We start from the raw sequence: 15033 nt of genomic DNA, 5'->3' as shown, positions 1-15033 counted from the left end.
GACGGATGCCGTTGTACCGTGTTATTGGTATACTATCAAAAAACACATAAGTTCATTTTTTTATTGGTTTTTCAATATTTTATGATTTGATGTCGTGGTTCTCGCCGGTCCTTTTTGATTGACAGATCGCTGTTTGTCATGCATTGTTTGCAGCGACTATGAAGTTGCCGCTTTATCTTTTAGGGATGTTTTCGCTGGGTTGCAGCATGGCCCTGGCCGAGAAGCCGTGGTCGTCCGACAACGATTGGAAGCTCGTTTTTTCCGACGATTTTTCCGGCCCGTCGCTCAATACCGGAAACTGGAGCCGCATTGCCTATGTAGACTGGCCTTCTCCTCCCGATTGGCGCAGGTATCAATCGGAAGACAAGCCGCTCGTTCAGTTCGGCAAGAAGGACGGAGCTACCGTGATGGCTTTGTGGGGAAGGTATGGCAATTATACGACTCAGGTGAATCAGAAGGAAGCCAAGCCCACGTATGCCTGCGGGGGGATCGATTCCATGAATACGTTTTCGTTCCAATACGGCTATGTGGAGGTGAGAGCCAAGTTCGACTGTGTGAAGGGGACGTGGCCTGCGATCTGGATGTTGCCCAAGCATGGGGGAGGCTGGCCCGATGGCGGTGAGATCGATATCATGGAGCATCTCAATTTTGAGGACGGAGTGCACCAGACGATTCATTACGCCGGCAATAACGGGAAGGCTACCAGCCAGACGAAGAATACTCCGTTCAACCGCAATGACTGGCATACTTACGGCGTGGAGTGGACGAAGGATAATATTACTTTTTATCTGGACGGGAAGGCTACCAAGTCCATGAATAACAATTCTTCGAATTGGCCTTTCGGCAAGGAAGGGCACGAGTTTTATATCATTATCGACCAGCAGATCGGAGGGAAGTGGGTGGAATCCGCAGGGCCGATCGATCAGGAGACGTTGAAGAAGAAGGGCGCCGCCATGTATATCGATTATGTGAAGGTTTATTCTTCGGAGAAGTACAAGCACCGTCCGTCCAAAGCGGCCAAGCCGAAGGCGAAGGCTGCCGCGAGGTGATCGGAGCGGGTTTCCCGTTTCTTTTCAGATAGCCGAACGCCCTTTCCCTCTGATGGGGAAGGGCGTTTTGTTCGGTTGCAGTGCGGGAGGTTCAGTTCCCTTGCGGGAGGTGTTTGAGGATGATTTTCCGGTCCGGCGAGGCCATTGGGATGGAGGGCAGCGCGTCGAGGCTGACAAAAGTTTCGGTGGCTCGCGGTTCGGTGTCCGGCGGCGCCTGATAGAGGAGCCTTGTGATTTTATAGCGCGTGACGCCGTATTTCTGTGTGCCGAGTTTGCGCATGCCGCGCGTTTCATCGGCCGTGCGGCGGGGAAGGCGGTACATGCCGAGGTGGCGGCCGTTGGTCTGGAGTTCCATCAGGATGCCGCGGCCGGTGAGGCAGAGGATGTCGTGGTGGGTTTCTTCGAGGGTTTCGGGCCGGGGCGTTTTGACGGGGAGGGATGCGGGGTTTTCGGCGAGGCAGTGTTCGCGGCAGGGGCAGAGGAGGCAGTCAGGCGAGGTGGGGGTGCAGTAGGTTTGCCCGAGTTCCATGATGGCGGAGTTGTAGGCGCGCGGGTTGTCCGGGTCGAGGAGTTCGGCGGCGCGTTTCCAGTGGCGTTTGCGGCCTTCGGTGCTGTCGATGGGTGTCGGGTCGTTGTCGAGGCGGGCCTGGACGCGGGAGACGTTGGCATCGACGATGGGAGCGGCGATGTTGTAGGCGAAGGAGAGGACGGCTCCGGAGGTGTAATCGCCGATGCCGGGGAGCTGCCGGAGGTCGTCGGGGCTCTGCGGGAAGATGCCGCCGTGGCGTTCGGCGATGGCTTTCGCCGTGGCTTGCAGGGAGCGGACGCGCCGGTAGTAGCCAAGGCCTTCCCACGATCTCAAAGCTTCTTCTTCACTGGCGGCGGCGAGATGCGCCGGGGTGGGATACTGGCGCAGCCATGCTTCATAGCGGCCGAGTACGGTGGGGATGGTTGTTTGCTGGAGCATGATTTCCGAGACGAGGATGGCCCACGGGTCGGTGGTGCGCCGCCACGGGTAGTCTTTGCCTTCACGGAGGAACCATGCGACGAGAGCGTGGCGGATGGCGAGTGTGCGTTCTGTTTCGGATGGCATGGAGGGGTGCATCAGGCTTTTTCGAGGGCGCGGCGCATGGCGGCGATGCTGGGTGTTTTCCCGAACCAGCGTTCGAAGGCGAGGGCTCCCTGATGGAGGAGCATGGAGAGGCCGTTCTCGACGCGTGCGCCGAGGTCCCGGGCCTGCATCTGGAAGGCGTCGTCGTGCGTCTGGAGGTCGTAGACGAGGTGGTGTGCGCTGATGAGGGAGGAAGAGATGGGCGAGGGGTCGGTGGGTTTGAGGCCGAGTGCGGTGGCATTGACGATGAGGTCGGCTTCGCCGATGTAGTCGCGCAGGGCAGGGTGGTCAAAGCCGAAGGCGGTGAGGCGTTCCGCGCTTCCGGCGAGCCTTTCTTCATCGACGAAGGAGAGGGCGAGGGCATCGCGGAGCCGTGCGAGTTCGGGCCGTGGGCGGTTGACGAGGGTGAGGCGTTCGCAGTGCTGGAGGGCGCAGGTGTGCGCGAGGGCGGTTCCGGCTCCGCCGCAGGCGCCGAGGAGGACGATTTTCAGGTCGCGCAGGTCCACGGAGAAGCATTCGCGGATGGCGCGGGCGAAGCCCATGCCGTCCGTGTTGAAGCCAGTGATGGTTCCGTCCGTATTGAATGCGAGTGTGTTGACCGCCTGTGTGACCATGGCGAGCGGGTCGCCGGGGGTGCTGAGGGCGTAGGCTTCCGTTTTGTAGGGGACGGTGACGTTGCAGCCGATGAAGCCGAGTTCCTGCAGGCGTGCGACGACGGAGGGGAAGTTGCCGTGTTCGGCAAGTACGCGGATGTAGGAGGCTTCGATGCGGGCGTAGTCCAGCGCAGCCTGCTGCATTTGCGGAGATTTGGAGTGGGAGATAGGGTTGCCGATGACGGCGAGGCGGGCGGGTTTGCCGCCGATGACGGGAGCTTCTGCGGCGAGGTCGTCGAGCGTGTATTGGGTTTGCATGTGAGGAATGGAGGGGGGGCGAGAGGTTCAGTAGAGGCCGGAAGAGGTGGCGGGAGCCGGGTGGGTTTCCATGAAGGAGGCGATTTCCTGCGGAGAGGGCATGGCGCGCAGAGCCCCCTTGCGGGTGGTGACGATAGTGGCGGCGGCATTGGCGAAGAGGAGCATGCCGGTGACGGTTTCGGGGGTGAGGTTGCCGATGCCGTGGCGTAGGATTTGGCCGAGGATGCAGGCTCCGTAGGTGTCTCCGGCACCGGTGGTGTCGATGGCGGGTACGGAGGTGTAGGTGTCTGCATGGATGCGGTGGCCGCCGCAGTAGGCGGTGCTTCCTTCCTTGCCCATGGTGGCGCTAAGGAAGCGGATTCCGGGGTATTGGCGGAGAATGGCGAGGGCGGCTTCGTCGATGTTGTCGATGCCGGTGGCGAGCTGCAGTTCTTCGGCGGAGAGTTTGGCGATGTGGCAGGCGGAGAGTCCGGTATGGAGTTGTTCGGCGGCTTCTTCCATGCTTTTCCAGAGGGGAGGGCGGATGTTGGGGTCGAAGGAGATGAGGCATCCGTTTTCCTGTGCGAGGTGCAGGGCGCGCAGTGTGGCGGCACGGACGCCGGGGTGGGTCATGGAGATGGTGCCGAAGTGGAAGGCTTTCGTGTGCCGGAAGATGCCGGGGTCGATTTCATCGGCGGTGAGCATCATGTCGGCTCCAGGGTTGCGGTAGAAGGAGAAGTCGCGGTCGCCGTGTTCGTCGTTATGGACGAAGGCGAGCGTGGTGTTGTGACCGGGGTCGAGGAGGATGTGCCGGGTGTCGATGCCGCATTCTTCAAGTGTTCGCCTGAGGTCGCGGCCGAACTGGTCTCGGCCTACCTTGGCGATCATGGCTGTGCGGAAGCCGAGCCGGGCGAGCATGGCGAGGAAGTTGCCGGGGGCTCCGCCGGGGTTTGCCTCAAGCAGGCGGTTGCCCTGTTCGCTGATGCCGCATGTGGTGAAGTCGATGAGAAGTTCTCCCAGTGCGACGATGTCGAAGGTTTGGTTTTGGGTGTGCATGGTTGGCATCAGGTCGATGGTACGCTGTACTGTATCACAGAAAGTCGTTTCGGGCAATGGGAATGTGGGGGCTTTTGTCTTGACTCGTCGTCCGGGCGTGCTAGGATGCAGGTGTTTTACGATGAAGAAGGAGACTCTCGATAAGCTGGTCGCACGTATCGACAGGATGGGTAAAGCGGATGTGCAGAGTCTGCTGCTGCGCCTTGCGGCGGAGAAGGGGTTGTTTCAGGAGGTGTTCGAGTCGCTGCGGGACGGGTTGATTTTGTTCGACGAGAAAGGGAAGGCATTTTTTGCGAACCGTGCGGCAGCGAAGATTTTCGATAAGTCCGTGCAATATCTGCTCAATCTGTCGTTCGAGACGCTGGTGGGGAAGACGTGTACGCTGGCCCAGCTGAGCGAGAGCAAGCTGGCGATTTCGCGCGATTTGCAGGTGAATTATCCGGAGGAGCGGCATTATAATTTCTATATGGCGCCGATCGGTGATCCGTCTTCCGGGTATCTGGTGCTGATTCATGACGATACGGAGTCGCAGCGCAGGCGCGAGGAGAATGCAGATGCAGAGCGGTTCAATGCCGTGGCTTTTCTGGCGGCAGGCGTGGCGCATGAGATCGGGAATCCGCTGAATTCTCTCGGGTTGCATTTGCAGCTTATTTCACGGAAGGTGAAGGCGCTCGGCGGGAAGGAGCGGGAGATGCTGGAACCTTTGCTGGAGACGGCCCATGCGGAGACGAAGCGGCTGGATACGATTCTGAAGCAGTTCCTGCAGGCGGTGCGGCCGACGGAGGTGCAGCGTTCGCCCGTGGATTTGAATGAGGTGATCCGGCAGACTCTGGATGTGCTGGCCCCGGAGATTGCGGCCCGCGGGGTGGAGATGCGGGTGCAGTGGAATGAGCAGCTTCCTTTGGTGGATGGAGATGCGACGCAGCTGGCGCAAGTGTTTTATAATTTGATCCGCAATGCGTACCAGTCGATCGCGAATCCGGCGGAGGGCGGTGTGTTTATCCAGACGGATTTTACGGATGCGGATTTGCGCGTGAATGTGTGCGATTCAGGTTCCGGGATTTCGCACGAGGTGCTGGGGAGTATTTACGAGCCTTTCCGGACGACGAAGGAGAAGGGCAACGGGCTGGGCCTGCTGATTGTGCGCCGTATCGTGAAGGATCACGGCGGGAGTATGAGTATTGCCAGCAGTCCCGGGCAGGGGACGACGGTGACGGTGCTGCTGCCGCGTGCCGACCGGGTGCAGAGGCTACTGCCGAATGGGTGACGTTGCGGAGCAGTGTGCCGTTCAGGCGAGCCGGGCGGGGTCTTTGACCTGGCCGCTGCCTGTGACGCGGTACTGGTACGAGGTGAGTTCCCGGAGTCCCATGGGGCCGCGGGCGTGCAGTTTGTCGGTGCCGATGCCGATTTCTGCGCCGAAGCCGTATTCTTCTCCGTCGCTGAAGCGGGTGGAGCAGTTGTGGTAGACGCATGCGCTGTCCACGCCGCGCTGGAAGGCATCGGCATGCTCGGCGTTTTCGGTGATGATGGCATCGCTGTGGTGCGAGCCGTAGCGGTTGATGTGGTCGATGGCTTCCTGCAGACTGCCGACGGTTTTGACGGAGAGGATGAGGTCTTCGTATTCGGTGCGCCAGTCTTCTTCGGTAGCAGGGAGTGAGCCGGGCATGAGGGGGAGGCTTTCGGCGCAGGCGCGTATTTCGACGCCGCGTGCCGCCAGCCGTGCCGCCATGCGGGGCAGGAAGTCTGCCGCGATGTTGCGGTGGACGAGGAGGGTTTCCATGGCGTTGCAGACGCCGGGGCGCTGGGTTTTGGCGTCGTCGGCGATGTCGATGGCTTTGGCAAAGTCGGCGGTTTCGTCGACGTAGGTGTGGCAGATGCCGTCCATGTGCTTGAGGACGGGCATTTTCGCATGTTCGACGACGGTGGAGACGAGTCCCTTGCCGCCACGGGGGATGATGACGTCCACGAGTCCTCCGCAGGCGCAGAGTTCGAGGACTTCGTCGCGGCTGCCGCTGCGGAGGAGCTGGACGCTTGCGGCGGGGAGTCCGGCGGCGGGGAGTTCGCGCTCGAAGATGTCCGCCAGCACGAGGTTGGAGCCGAGGGATTCGCTGCCGCCGCGCAGGATGACGGCGTTGCCGGATTTGAGGCAGAGGGCGGCGGCGTCGCAGGTGACGGTGGCGCGGCTTTCATAGATGAAGCCGATGACGCCGATGGGGACGCGTACCTGCCGGATGCGGAGGCCGTTCGGGCGTGTCCATTCGGCGATGGTTTCGCCGAGAGGATCGGGAAGCGAGGCGACCTTTTCCATGCCGGCGGCCATCTGTTCGATGCGCTCCGGGGTGAGGCGCAGGCGGTCGAGGAAGGCGGCGGGGCGGCCTTTTTCTTCGGAGAGGCGCACGTCTTCCCGGTTGGCGGCAAGGAGGGTGCCGGAGGCTTCGCGGACAGCCTGCGCGATGCGGCGCAAGGCTTCGCTTCGGACGGAGTTCGGGAACAGCGCGAGTTGGCGTGCGGCGGTGCGTGCGGCTTCCGCACAGGCTTGGATGGCGCTCATGAGGGGCGGACGGGGAGGAATTTGGTGCCGATGCCTTCGCCTTTCAGGAGGTCGAGGATGCGGTGGGCATGGTGGCCGTGGCTGATGAAGGTGGTGATGCCGTGCGAGGTGGCTTTTTTGACGGCTTCGAGTTTGGAGCGCATGCCGCCGGTGGAGAATTTGCCGGTGCTGTCTTCGATGTATTGCATGGCGTCGTCCACGTCTGCTACTTCGGAGAGGGTTGTGCGCCTGCCGTTTTCGCATTTGTAGAGTCCGTCCGCTCCCGTCATCAGGAAGAGGTAGTCGGCTTGAATGAGCCGGGCGACGAGGACGGAGAGGTTGTCGTTGTCGCCGAATTTGAGGGCATCGACGGAGACGGTGTCGTTTTCGTTGACGATGGGTACGACGCTGCCTTTCGAGAAGAGTTCGTCGAGTGTGGCGCGGATGTTTTCCGGGCGGTTGCGCATGTCGTCCGCCGTGAGCAGGAGCTGGGCGACGGTGATGCCGAAGAATTCGAAGAGGGTGGCGTACTTGTGCATGAGGTACGTCTGCCCGATGGAGGCGCAGGCCTGCTTGAGGGCGAGCTCGCGCGGGTAGGAGTCCAGCCCGAGCTGGGCGACGCCCGCACCGACGGCGCCGGATGTGACGAGGATGACGCGGTACCCCTGTGCGATGAGCTGGCTGATGGTGCAGGCAATGCCCATGACGGGTTCGCCTTCGAGGCGACCCGCATCATTGGTCAGGGAACTGGTGCCTACCTTGATAACGATGGTGGACGGCATGGTGTGTTCCCGTTCAGTGGCAGTGTTTGTAGTAGCGGCGGCCGTTATCGTGCCTGTACGGATGGGATGAATGGTACCTGTGGCTGCTGTGGTAGCCGGAGGAATGGCTGCGGTGGTGATGGCATGCGGGAAGCACGGCCACGGCGACCGAAGCGAACAGTATCATGAACAGGAGGCGTGCGTTCATGCTCGTAGTATAGGTGCGCCGTGCAGCCGGTGTCAAGCGGCATTCCGGTCAACCGTCATACAGGAGTCGTTCAATGTTCGCCGCCCGGTTCTGCGTAGGAGGCTATTTTCTGCGCGAAGCTTTTCGGGAGTGTGGCGGTGACGAGGGCGTCGTTGCCGTCGTATTCTGTGGAGACGACTTTGCCGTCGCGATGCATGGCGGCGATGATGTCGCTGCGCGAGAGGGGGATGCGGTAGGTGCGGCTGACGACGCGGTGCGAGAGCATGTCCACGCAGGCGTTCATGAGGCTGTCCGCTCCCTGTTCCCGGACGACGGACATGGGGACGACGGGGATGCCGACGGCGGCCGTGAGCGTTTCGATGACGGAGGCGCGTTCTTCGTCGGGGATGAGGTCCGTTTTGTTGAAGACGGCAACCATGGGTTTGTCCGCTGCGCCGAGTTCGGCGAGGACTTCGAGGGTGGTTTCGAAGTGGCGCAGGGCTTCGGGATCGGACGCATCGACGACCTGGATGAGGAAGTCGGCGAGGACGGCTTCTTCGAGGGTGGATTTGAAGGTTTCGACGAGGCGGTGGGGGAGGTTGCGGATGAAGCCGACGGTGTCCGTGAGCAGGAGGGGTTGGCCGTCCGGGAGTTCGATTTTGCGCGTGGTGGTGTCGAGTGTGGCGAAGAGGATGTTCTGGGCAAGTACATCCGCTTCCGCGACGAGGCGGAGGAGGGAGGATTTGCCGGCATTGGTGTAGCCGACGATGGCGGCTGTGGGTACGCCTTGCCTTTCGCGTTCCTTGCGCTGGGTGCTGCGCTGTTTGCGGACTTCTTCGAGGTCTTTCTGGATGGATTCGATGCGTGCGCGGGCGAGTCGCCTGTCCACTTCGATTTGCTTTTCACCTTCGCCGCGGGATGCTCCACCGCCGCCTTTGCCTCCGCCGGAACCGCCGCCCTGGCGGTCGAGGTGGGCCCACATGCGGGCCATGCGGGGAAGGGAGTACTGCATGCGGGCAAGTTCCACCTGCATGGTGGCTTCGCGGGTGCGGGCGCGTTTGGCAAAGATGTCGAGGATGATTTCTTCGCGGTCGATGACGCAGACGTCGATGAGGCGTTCCCATTCGCGCTGCTGGGAGGGGGCGAGCATGTTGTCGAAGACGACGCAATCCGCTTCCGCCGCGATGGCTGCCATGCGTACTTCTTCGGCCTTGCCGGTGCCGCAGAGGAATTTGGCGTGGACGTCGCGCGTGCGGACGAGTTCCTTGCGTACGATGCCTATGCCGAGGTTGGAGACGAGGTCTTCCAGTTCGTCAAGCATGGCCTGTTTTTCATGGACGTTGTCGCCGGGCAGGCAGATGGAGACGAGCATGGCCCGTTCGACCATGGAGGGTTTTTCGCGGATTTCAAACATGGATGTACCGTCGGATTAGAAGGATTTCGAGCTGGTGGGCTTGATGTCGTCGAGGTAGTCCTTGTTGTAGGAGTTGCAGTTGCAGGGACCGCAGGATGAGAGTGCCAGCAAGGTGCCGAGGCTCAGGAACAGGGAAAGAGATTTCACCTCCCCATTGAACGTGAAAGGGGAGGCGGAATCAAGCCCAAAGTGCGGCTTGCGGAGGATGATGGCGTACCGGGGCTTACATCCAGAAGAGGTAGGCCCACCCGGCCTTGATGACGATGAGGACGAGATCGACGGTGAGTCCGATGCGGATCATGGCGGATTGGGGTACTTTGCCGGAGGCGTAGGCGATGGCATTGGGCGGGGTGGAGACGGGGAGCATGAAGGCGCAGGATGCGCCGATGCCGATGAGCAGGACGAGAGGTTCCGCCGGAATGCCCATTTCAGCGGCGACGGTGACCATGAGGGGGGCGACGAGGGCGGCGCTGGCGGTGTTCGAGCAGAATTCCGTGAGGAGGGAGATGAATGCGCTGACGATGAGGAGGAAGAAGAAGGTGCTGTGCCCCGCGCTGAGTTCGGTCATTTGGGCGGCGAGGAAGTGCCCCGCTCCGGTTTTCATGAGGATAGAGCTGAGCGTGATGCCGCCGCCGAAGAGGAGGAGGACGCCCCAGTCCGTGTTTTTGACGATGGCGGTCCAGTTGATGACTCCCGAGACGGCGAGCAGGACGACGGCGCAGAGGGCGATCATGGCGTCCATTTCGGCAAAGTTGCCGAGCAGGCCGGAGATGAAGCTGCTGCACATCCAGCAAAGGGCGATGAGGGTGAAGAGGCCGAGGACTCGTTTCTGTTTCCCGTCCAGTTTGTCGCGCCCCGCTTCCTTGCTGGCGGCGGATATTTCCTTGTCTGCCTGGATGTTGAGGGTGAGTTTCGGGCGAAGCATGAGCCACATGACGGCGAAGACGACGACTCCGAAGACGCATGCGACCGGGAAGCCGACGAGGAACCAATCATAGAATCCCATGCCGAGCTCATGCGCGGCGATGGCGTTCGGCGGGGAGCCGACGAGGGTGCCCATGCCGCCGATGGAGGCGCTGTACGCGACGCCGAGGACGGCGAAGATCCATGTGGTTTTGTATTTCTCTCCGTCCACTTCCGACATGAGGCCGATGACGAGCGGCAGCATCATGGCTGCTGTGGCGGTGTTGGACATCCACATGGAGAGGAACGCGGTCGCCATGAAGATGAGGCCGAGAGCGAGCCATAGTTTTCCCTTGGAGAAGCGGAGTATTTTCCCGGCAAGCCACGAGTCGATTTTCTGTTCATGCAAGGCTCCGGCGAGGGCGAAGCCTCCGAAGAAGAGGAAGATGATGGGATCGGAGAATCCCACCATGGCCGATTTGCCCGGCAGAATGCCGAGCATCATGGCAAGTACGGGTACCATGAGGGCGGTGATGGTGACGTGGACGGCTTCCGTCAACCACAGGACGGCGATGAATGCGAGGATGGCGAGTCCTTTGGAGACTTCCGGGTCGAGAGGCAGCCAGAAGAGCATGGCGAAGAAGAGGAGTACGTCGCACAGCAGGATGATGTAGTTGCGGTGGCCTTTCGAGGAGTCTTTGGTCAGTTGTTTGGCGGAAAGCGTTTTCTTCTTCATGGGGGGAAATTCGTGGTGCCGTTCTTTTTTACATCTACGCTTTTTTACGGGAAAGTCAAGAAGATACATGCCTGCGTCGCGAATCCGCCTATGCGTGGAGTACGGTTCCATGCTTGCGTTCACCGTATGCGAAGTGTAGGATAGTGGCGATGAATTACAGACGTTGCGGCAGGAGTGGCATTCTTCTTCCCGAGATCAGTCTCGGGTTGTGGCACAATTTCGGAGAGACTTCGACGGTGGACGAGAGCTATGCCCTGCTGGCGAAGGCTTGCGATCTCGGTATTACCCATTTCGATCTGGCGAACAATTACGGCCCGCCTTCCGGAGCTGCGGAAGCCCGGCTCGGCGAGCTGATGGAGAAGGGGTTCCGCACGCACCGGGACGAGGTGGTGATTTCGACGAAGGCGGGGCATCTGATGTGGGACGGGCCTTACGGGGACTGGGGTTCCCGCAAGCATTTGTTGGCGAGCCTCGATCAGTCGCTCCGTCGGATGAAGCTGGATTATGTGGATATTTTCTATTCGCACCGTCCCGATCCCGAGACGCCTCTTGAGGAGACGATCGGAGCTCTGGTGACGGCAGTGCAGAGCGGACGGGCGTTGTATGCGGGTATTTCCAAGTACCCGCCGGAGCTGGCGCGCCGTGCTTGCGCCCTGCTGAAGGATGCGGGGGTGCCGTGCCTGATTCACCAGTTCCGCTACAATATGATGGAGCTGTCTCCCGAGGAGGGTTTGCTCGATACGCTGAAGGAAGAGGGAGTGGGCGGCATCGCCTTTTCACCGCTGGCTCAGGGTGTGCTGACCGGGAAGTATCTTGCGGGCGTGCCCGGCAGTTCGCGGGCGGCGAGCGGGTCGGTTTTCCTGACGGAAGACCGGCTGGAGCCGACGCGGCAGAAGGTGGCCGCTCTGGATGCCTTTGCGCGCGAACATGGCCGGGAATTGACGCAGCTTGCCTTGCGGTGGGTTCTTCGCAAGCAGGAGGTGACGTCCGCCCTGATTGGTGCGCGTACGGTGGAGCAGCTGGCCGATTGTGCGGCTTGCCTCGATTCCCCGGCTTTAACTGAGGCAGAGTGCCGCGCGCTGGATGTGCTGTTGCGGGAGTGACCTGGATACGTGTTTCAGGAGCCTGATCAGCGGGATCGGAAGGCAGACAACAAAGACAGCCCTATGAAAGATGTATGTATGAGAATCGCCGGTTCATTCGCGGCGGTGTTTGCGGTTGCGTGCCAGTCGGAGAAACCGGAACCGGAGTTTTCGTTGGCCAGGATGGTAGAGATGCGCGAGCCGTTCGTTTGCCCCGATGTATCGTCGCGGACCGTCAAGGCTCCGAAAAGCCTGGCGGGGAAGAGAGTCGTGATTCGCGAGGGGGAACGCCCGGAGGTTTCGTGGAATAAACAGCCGCAATTGGGGGATCGCTCTCGCGATGGCTGGTCGGTATGGAGTCCTTGGAAATACCGTTGGGGTTTGGAATCGGCCTTGATTCTGGATTTCTCGTCCGGAGACGATGTGAAGGAGACGCACCGCATGAACGACGGGCAGGATTGGACTCGTTCGATGACCTATGGCAGGAAGGATGGAGGGCGCAAGGGTGTTGTTTTCGAGTATATCCCGACCGCGGCGATGATTCCCGGGCCGCCCGGATATTTCGGTACGGAGTGGTCCCTGTATTTTACGGCGCCCGATCGCGGGTATGCCGTGCGGGAGAATTTTCATGAATGGGCCGGCGAGCGCGTGCGCGGTTATTGTTTTATGGTGGAAGATTCTCCTCGGAAGTTACAATGAGTTCTTCCCTTGGTGCCTGTTGTATTTGCGGAAGCGAGATGAATGCAATGAAAAGGCAGCGACCGGAAAGGCCGCTGCCTGAAGTTGCAAGATGTTGCGAATAGCTTCGGTTTACTTTTTGCTGGGGCGGCCCAGCGTATAACCGGCGTATTCGCTCATGTTGTACAGGGGCTGGCCTTCCGGTACGGTGTAGCCGAGGGCTTTACGGATGGCGAGGAAGTCTTCGACGCCGTCTTCGGGTACCTGATTGAGCGGTGCCTTGTGGAGTCCGGCAAGGAGAACCATGCGGCAGTAGGCATCGGCATTTTCCATGAACCAGTAGGCTTCTTCGACGTGCCGCGCACCGGTGATGACTCCGTGGTTTTCCATGAAGACGACGGTGGACTGGCGGGAGGCTTCGGCGACGGCTTTGGCGGTTTCCGGAGAGCCGGGGGTGCCGTAGGGAGCCAGCGCGATGTGGCCGAGGAAGATGTCCGCTTCGGGGTTGATGCCGGATGGGGGAACTGCGCCTGCGAAGAGGAAGGCGTTGCAGCACGGCGGATGGGCGTGGATGCAGGAGTTGACACCGACTTCGCGCATCATGGCGATGTGGGTTTTGACTTCGCTGGTGGAGGGGCGGTAGCCTGCCTTCTGGCGGCCTTCCATGTCCACGAGGCAGATGTCTTCTACCTTCATGTAGCCTTTGGAGCAGAGGGTCGGAGAGCAGAGGACGAGGTTTTTGGCAACGCGTACGGAGATGTTGCCGCCGTTGCCGTCCACATAGGCGCGCTGCCACAGGCGGCGGCCCATGTCGCACATGCGTTCCTTGATGACGACGATTTCAGGAGAATGGAAGAAGGCTTCGACTTCTTCGGGAGTTTTCGGATCATGGTTTTCCCACGGGAAAACATAATCGGGAAGCGGCGGTTTGATGGACCAGTCTTCAGACATAATGATGATGTGGTGGTGTAAGACGACGGCAGTGTAGCATGTTTGCGGTCGGATGACGATTGTTTTGTTGCGACATTCGCCCGGCATGCTGTTGCCGCGAGGTTATGCGTCGTGCATGGAGGCGGCGAGGGTTGCGTAGTCCGCCTGCTGTGCGCCGGGGAGGTAGGTGTCGTATTCGATGCCGAAGGCGGTGCGTGCCGCTTCGGGAGAGGGGTAGATGCCAGCTCCGCTGAAGGCGAACATGGATGCGCCGAGGACGGTGCTTTCCGAGACTTTGGAGACGAGGATGGGCATGCCGAGAACGTCTGCTCGCATTTGAGTCCAGATTTTGTTGCGGGCTCCGCCTCCGACGAGGAGGAGGCTTGCCGCCTTGAAGCCGCCGACGGATTCGAGGCGTGCGAGGCGGGTTTTCAGGCGGTAGGTGAGGGCTTCCATGGCGGCGCGGTAGATGTGGCCGCGGGTGCGCCCGAGGATGAGGCCTTCTATGGAGCCGGGCATGGGGTCGGATGGCAGGAAGTTGGGGATGAGGCGGACGCCGTGCGAGCCGGGGGCGATGGCTGCGGCTTCTTCATCCATGGTGTCGTAGTTGGCTCCCTGGTAGCAGGTGGATTTTACCCATTCGATGATGCCGGAGGCGATCCACTGGAGGCCGGGGTTGAGAAGGGCGGGGTCGCTGTCGTATTCGGCTGTGGCTCCGGCGGCGTAGTCGGCTGCGCCGAGGTCGGCTTTTTCGGCGCGTACCATGAGGATTTCCCATGTGCCGGAGGAGAGGACGGGCTGGTTTTTTTCGGCTCCGGAGCCGAAGACGGCGAACTGGGTGTCGTGGCCGGTGGAGACGACGGGTATGCCGGAGGCGGGGAGGCCGAGGTTGGCGGCGGCTTCCGGCGTGAGGGCGCCGATGGTTTTTCCTGCGTTGACGATGGGCGGGAAGAGTTCTTTGCGTACGCCGATGGCCTGAAGAATTTCATCGGAGAAGTTGCCCGTGCGCAGGTCGGTGAGCTGGGAGGTGCCGGCCATGGTGCGGTCGGTGGCCATGACTCCGGTGAGGCGATGGGCGAGGATGTTCGAGATGAAGAGCCATGCGTGGGCCCGGTCGAGGAGTTCCGGGCGGTTTTCCTTGAGCCAGACGAGTTTGTAGATGGTGTTGAAGGCGAATTCCCCAACGCCGGAGAGGGCGTTCAGTTTGTCCTGGGGGATGTAGTCTCCGATGCGTTTCATGATTTCCGCCGTGCGTGGGCATTTCCACGAGATGACGGGGTAGAGGAGGCTGCCTTTTTCATCGACGAGCGCACCGTCCACGCCGAAGGTGGTGATGGTGACGGCTTTGACCTGTGAGGCATCGACGGTTGCAAGGGCTTCGCGTGCGCATGCGGAGAGCTGGGCAAGGATGCGGTCGGCGTCCCACATATGGTAGCCGGGATTTTCGTCGCCGGGTTTGGTGGAATTGGGCTGGGAGGCTTTGCCGACGATCCGGCCGCGGTCGTCGACGATCATGGCGCGTACATTGGTCGCGCCGCAGTCAAGACAAAGAACAAGCATGGTAGGGAAGGAAAAAGCCACAGATTTCACAGATTGGCACAGACGGGACGGAAACCGGAAAAGGGAAGAACGTATCGAGACCGAAAGGATGAGTTCCTTGCTGGAACCGGGATGCGTTCATTTTTCCATGCTTATTACCAATCTGT

Annotated in this window: 15 protein-coding genes; 4 read left to right on the top strand and 11 right to left on the bottom strand. The window is 60.8% G+C overall.

The window, feature by feature from the left end; genetic code table 11:
• Positions 1-185: 185 nt before the first annotated feature.
• Positions 186-1049 carry a glycoside hydrolase family 16 protein gene (locus AC781_RS08245; RefSeq protein ID WP_067776406.1) on the top strand — a complete coding sequence of 288 codons (864 nt, stop codon included), beginning with the start codon at positions 186-188 and terminating at the stop codon, positions 1047-1049.
• 91 nt (positions 1050-1140) lie between these two features.
• Here the strand turns inward: AC781_RS08245 and AC781_RS08240 are convergent, their stop codons facing one another.
• Genes AC781_RS08240 through AC781_RS08230 form a run of 3 tightly spaced genes read right to left on the bottom strand, consistent with a single transcriptional unit; the run spans position 1141 to position 4115 of the window.
• Complete coding sequence (locus AC781_RS08240) at positions 1141-2142, bottom strand: A/G-specific adenine glycosylase (RefSeq protein ID WP_172801749.1); 1002 nt, start codon at positions 2140-2142, stop codon at positions 1141-1143.
• A gap of 11 nt (positions 2143-2153) precedes the next feature.
• Entirely contained in the window at positions 2154-3071 is a 918-nt protein-coding gene (locus AC781_RS08235) for a shikimate dehydrogenase family protein (protein WP_067776399.1), read from the bottom strand.
• 27 nt (positions 3072-3098) lie between these two features.
• Positions 3099-4115 (bottom strand): carbohydrate kinase family protein, encoded by a 1017-nt coding sequence (locus tag AC781_RS08230; protein WP_246777969.1) that lies wholly within the window; start codon positions 4113-4115, stop codon positions 3099-3101.
• Positions 4116-4227: 112 nt separating this feature from the next.
• On the opposite strand from AC781_RS08230, the gene AC781_RS13710 reads away from it, so the two are divergent.
• Positions 4228-5373 (top strand): two-component system sensor histidine kinase NtrB, encoded by a 1146-nt coding sequence (locus AC781_RS13710; RefSeq protein ID WP_067776396.1) that lies wholly within the window; start codon positions 4228-4230, stop codon positions 5371-5373.
• A gap of 21 nt (positions 5374-5394) precedes the next feature.
• Here the strand turns inward: AC781_RS13710 and AC781_RS08220 are convergent, their stop codons facing one another.
• From AC781_RS08220 to AC781_RS08205, 6 genes are all read right to left on the bottom strand, one after another.
• A complete protein-coding gene (locus AC781_RS08220) occupies positions 5395-6657 on the bottom strand; it encodes a glutamate-5-semialdehyde dehydrogenase (RefSeq protein ID WP_067776393.1) in 1263 nt (420 codons plus the stop codon).
• Positions 6654-7418 carry a glutamate 5-kinase gene (gene proB, locus AC781_RS08215; protein WP_067776391.1) on the bottom strand — a complete coding sequence of 255 codons (765 nt, stop codon included), beginning with the start codon at positions 7416-7418 and terminating at the stop codon, positions 6654-6656. The genes AC781_RS08220 and proB overlap by 4 nt, the downstream gene beginning before the upstream one ends.
• 13 nt (positions 7419-7431) lie before the next feature.
• Entirely contained in the window at positions 7432-7605 is a 174-nt protein-coding gene (locus tag AC781_RS14075; protein ID WP_156850314.1) for a hypothetical protein, read from the bottom strand.
• 70 nt (positions 7606-7675) lie between these two features.
• Positions 7676-8998 carry a GTPase HflX gene (gene hflX / locus AC781_RS08210; RefSeq protein ID WP_067776389.1) on the bottom strand — a complete coding sequence of 441 codons (1323 nt, stop codon included), beginning with the start codon at positions 8996-8998 and terminating at the stop codon, positions 7676-7678.
• 15 nt (positions 8999-9013) lie between these two features.
• Positions 9014-9145, bottom strand: a complete 132-nt coding sequence (locus AC781_RS14275) for a CGxCxC motif mini-lipoprotein (protein ID WP_245741057.1) — start codon at positions 9143-9145, stop codon at positions 9014-9016.
• Positions 9146-9221: 76 nt separating this feature from the next.
• Complete coding sequence (locus AC781_RS08205; protein WP_067776379.1) at positions 9222-10637, bottom strand: SLC13 family permease; 1416 nt, start codon at positions 10635-10637, stop codon at positions 9222-9224.
• A gap of 149 nt (positions 10638-10786) precedes the next feature.
• On the opposite strand from AC781_RS08205, the gene AC781_RS08200 reads away from it, so the two are divergent.
• The gene (locus AC781_RS08200) at positions 10787-11740 is read left to right on the top strand and encodes an aldo/keto reductase (RefSeq protein ID WP_067776374.1); all 954 of its coding nucleotides are present in this window, start codon (positions 10787-10789) and stop codon (positions 11738-11740) included.
• A gap of 78 nt (positions 11741-11818) precedes the next feature.
• The gene (locus tag AC781_RS08195; protein WP_071133249.1) at positions 11819-12418 is read left to right on the top strand and encodes a hypothetical protein; all 600 of its coding nucleotides are present in this window, start codon (positions 11819-11821) and stop codon (positions 12416-12418) included.
• A gap of 111 nt (positions 12419-12529) precedes the next feature.
• Here AC781_RS08195 and AC781_RS08190 read toward each other — a convergent pair whose 3' ends face one another.
• On the bottom strand, positions 12530-13348 hold the full coding sequence (locus tag AC781_RS08190) for a class II aldolase/adducin family protein (protein WP_067776592.1): 819 nt from the start codon (positions 13346-13348) through the stop codon (positions 12530-12532).
• 102 nt (positions 13349-13450) lie between these two features.
• Positions 13451-14887: an L-fuculokinase gene (gene fucK, locus AC781_RS08185; protein ID WP_067776366.1), complete on the bottom strand. Its 1437-nt coding sequence runs from the start codon at positions 14885-14887 to the stop codon at positions 13451-13453.
• Positions 14888-15033 lie beyond the last annotated feature (146 nt).

The organism is Neoakkermansia glycaniphila (assembly GCF_001683795.1).
In the GTDB taxonomy this organism is placed as follows: domain Bacteria; phylum Verrucomicrobiota; class Verrucomicrobiia; order Verrucomicrobiales; family Akkermansiaceae; genus Akkermansia; species Akkermansia glycaniphila.
This window is presented reverse-complemented; position numbering and strand designations above follow the sequence as displayed.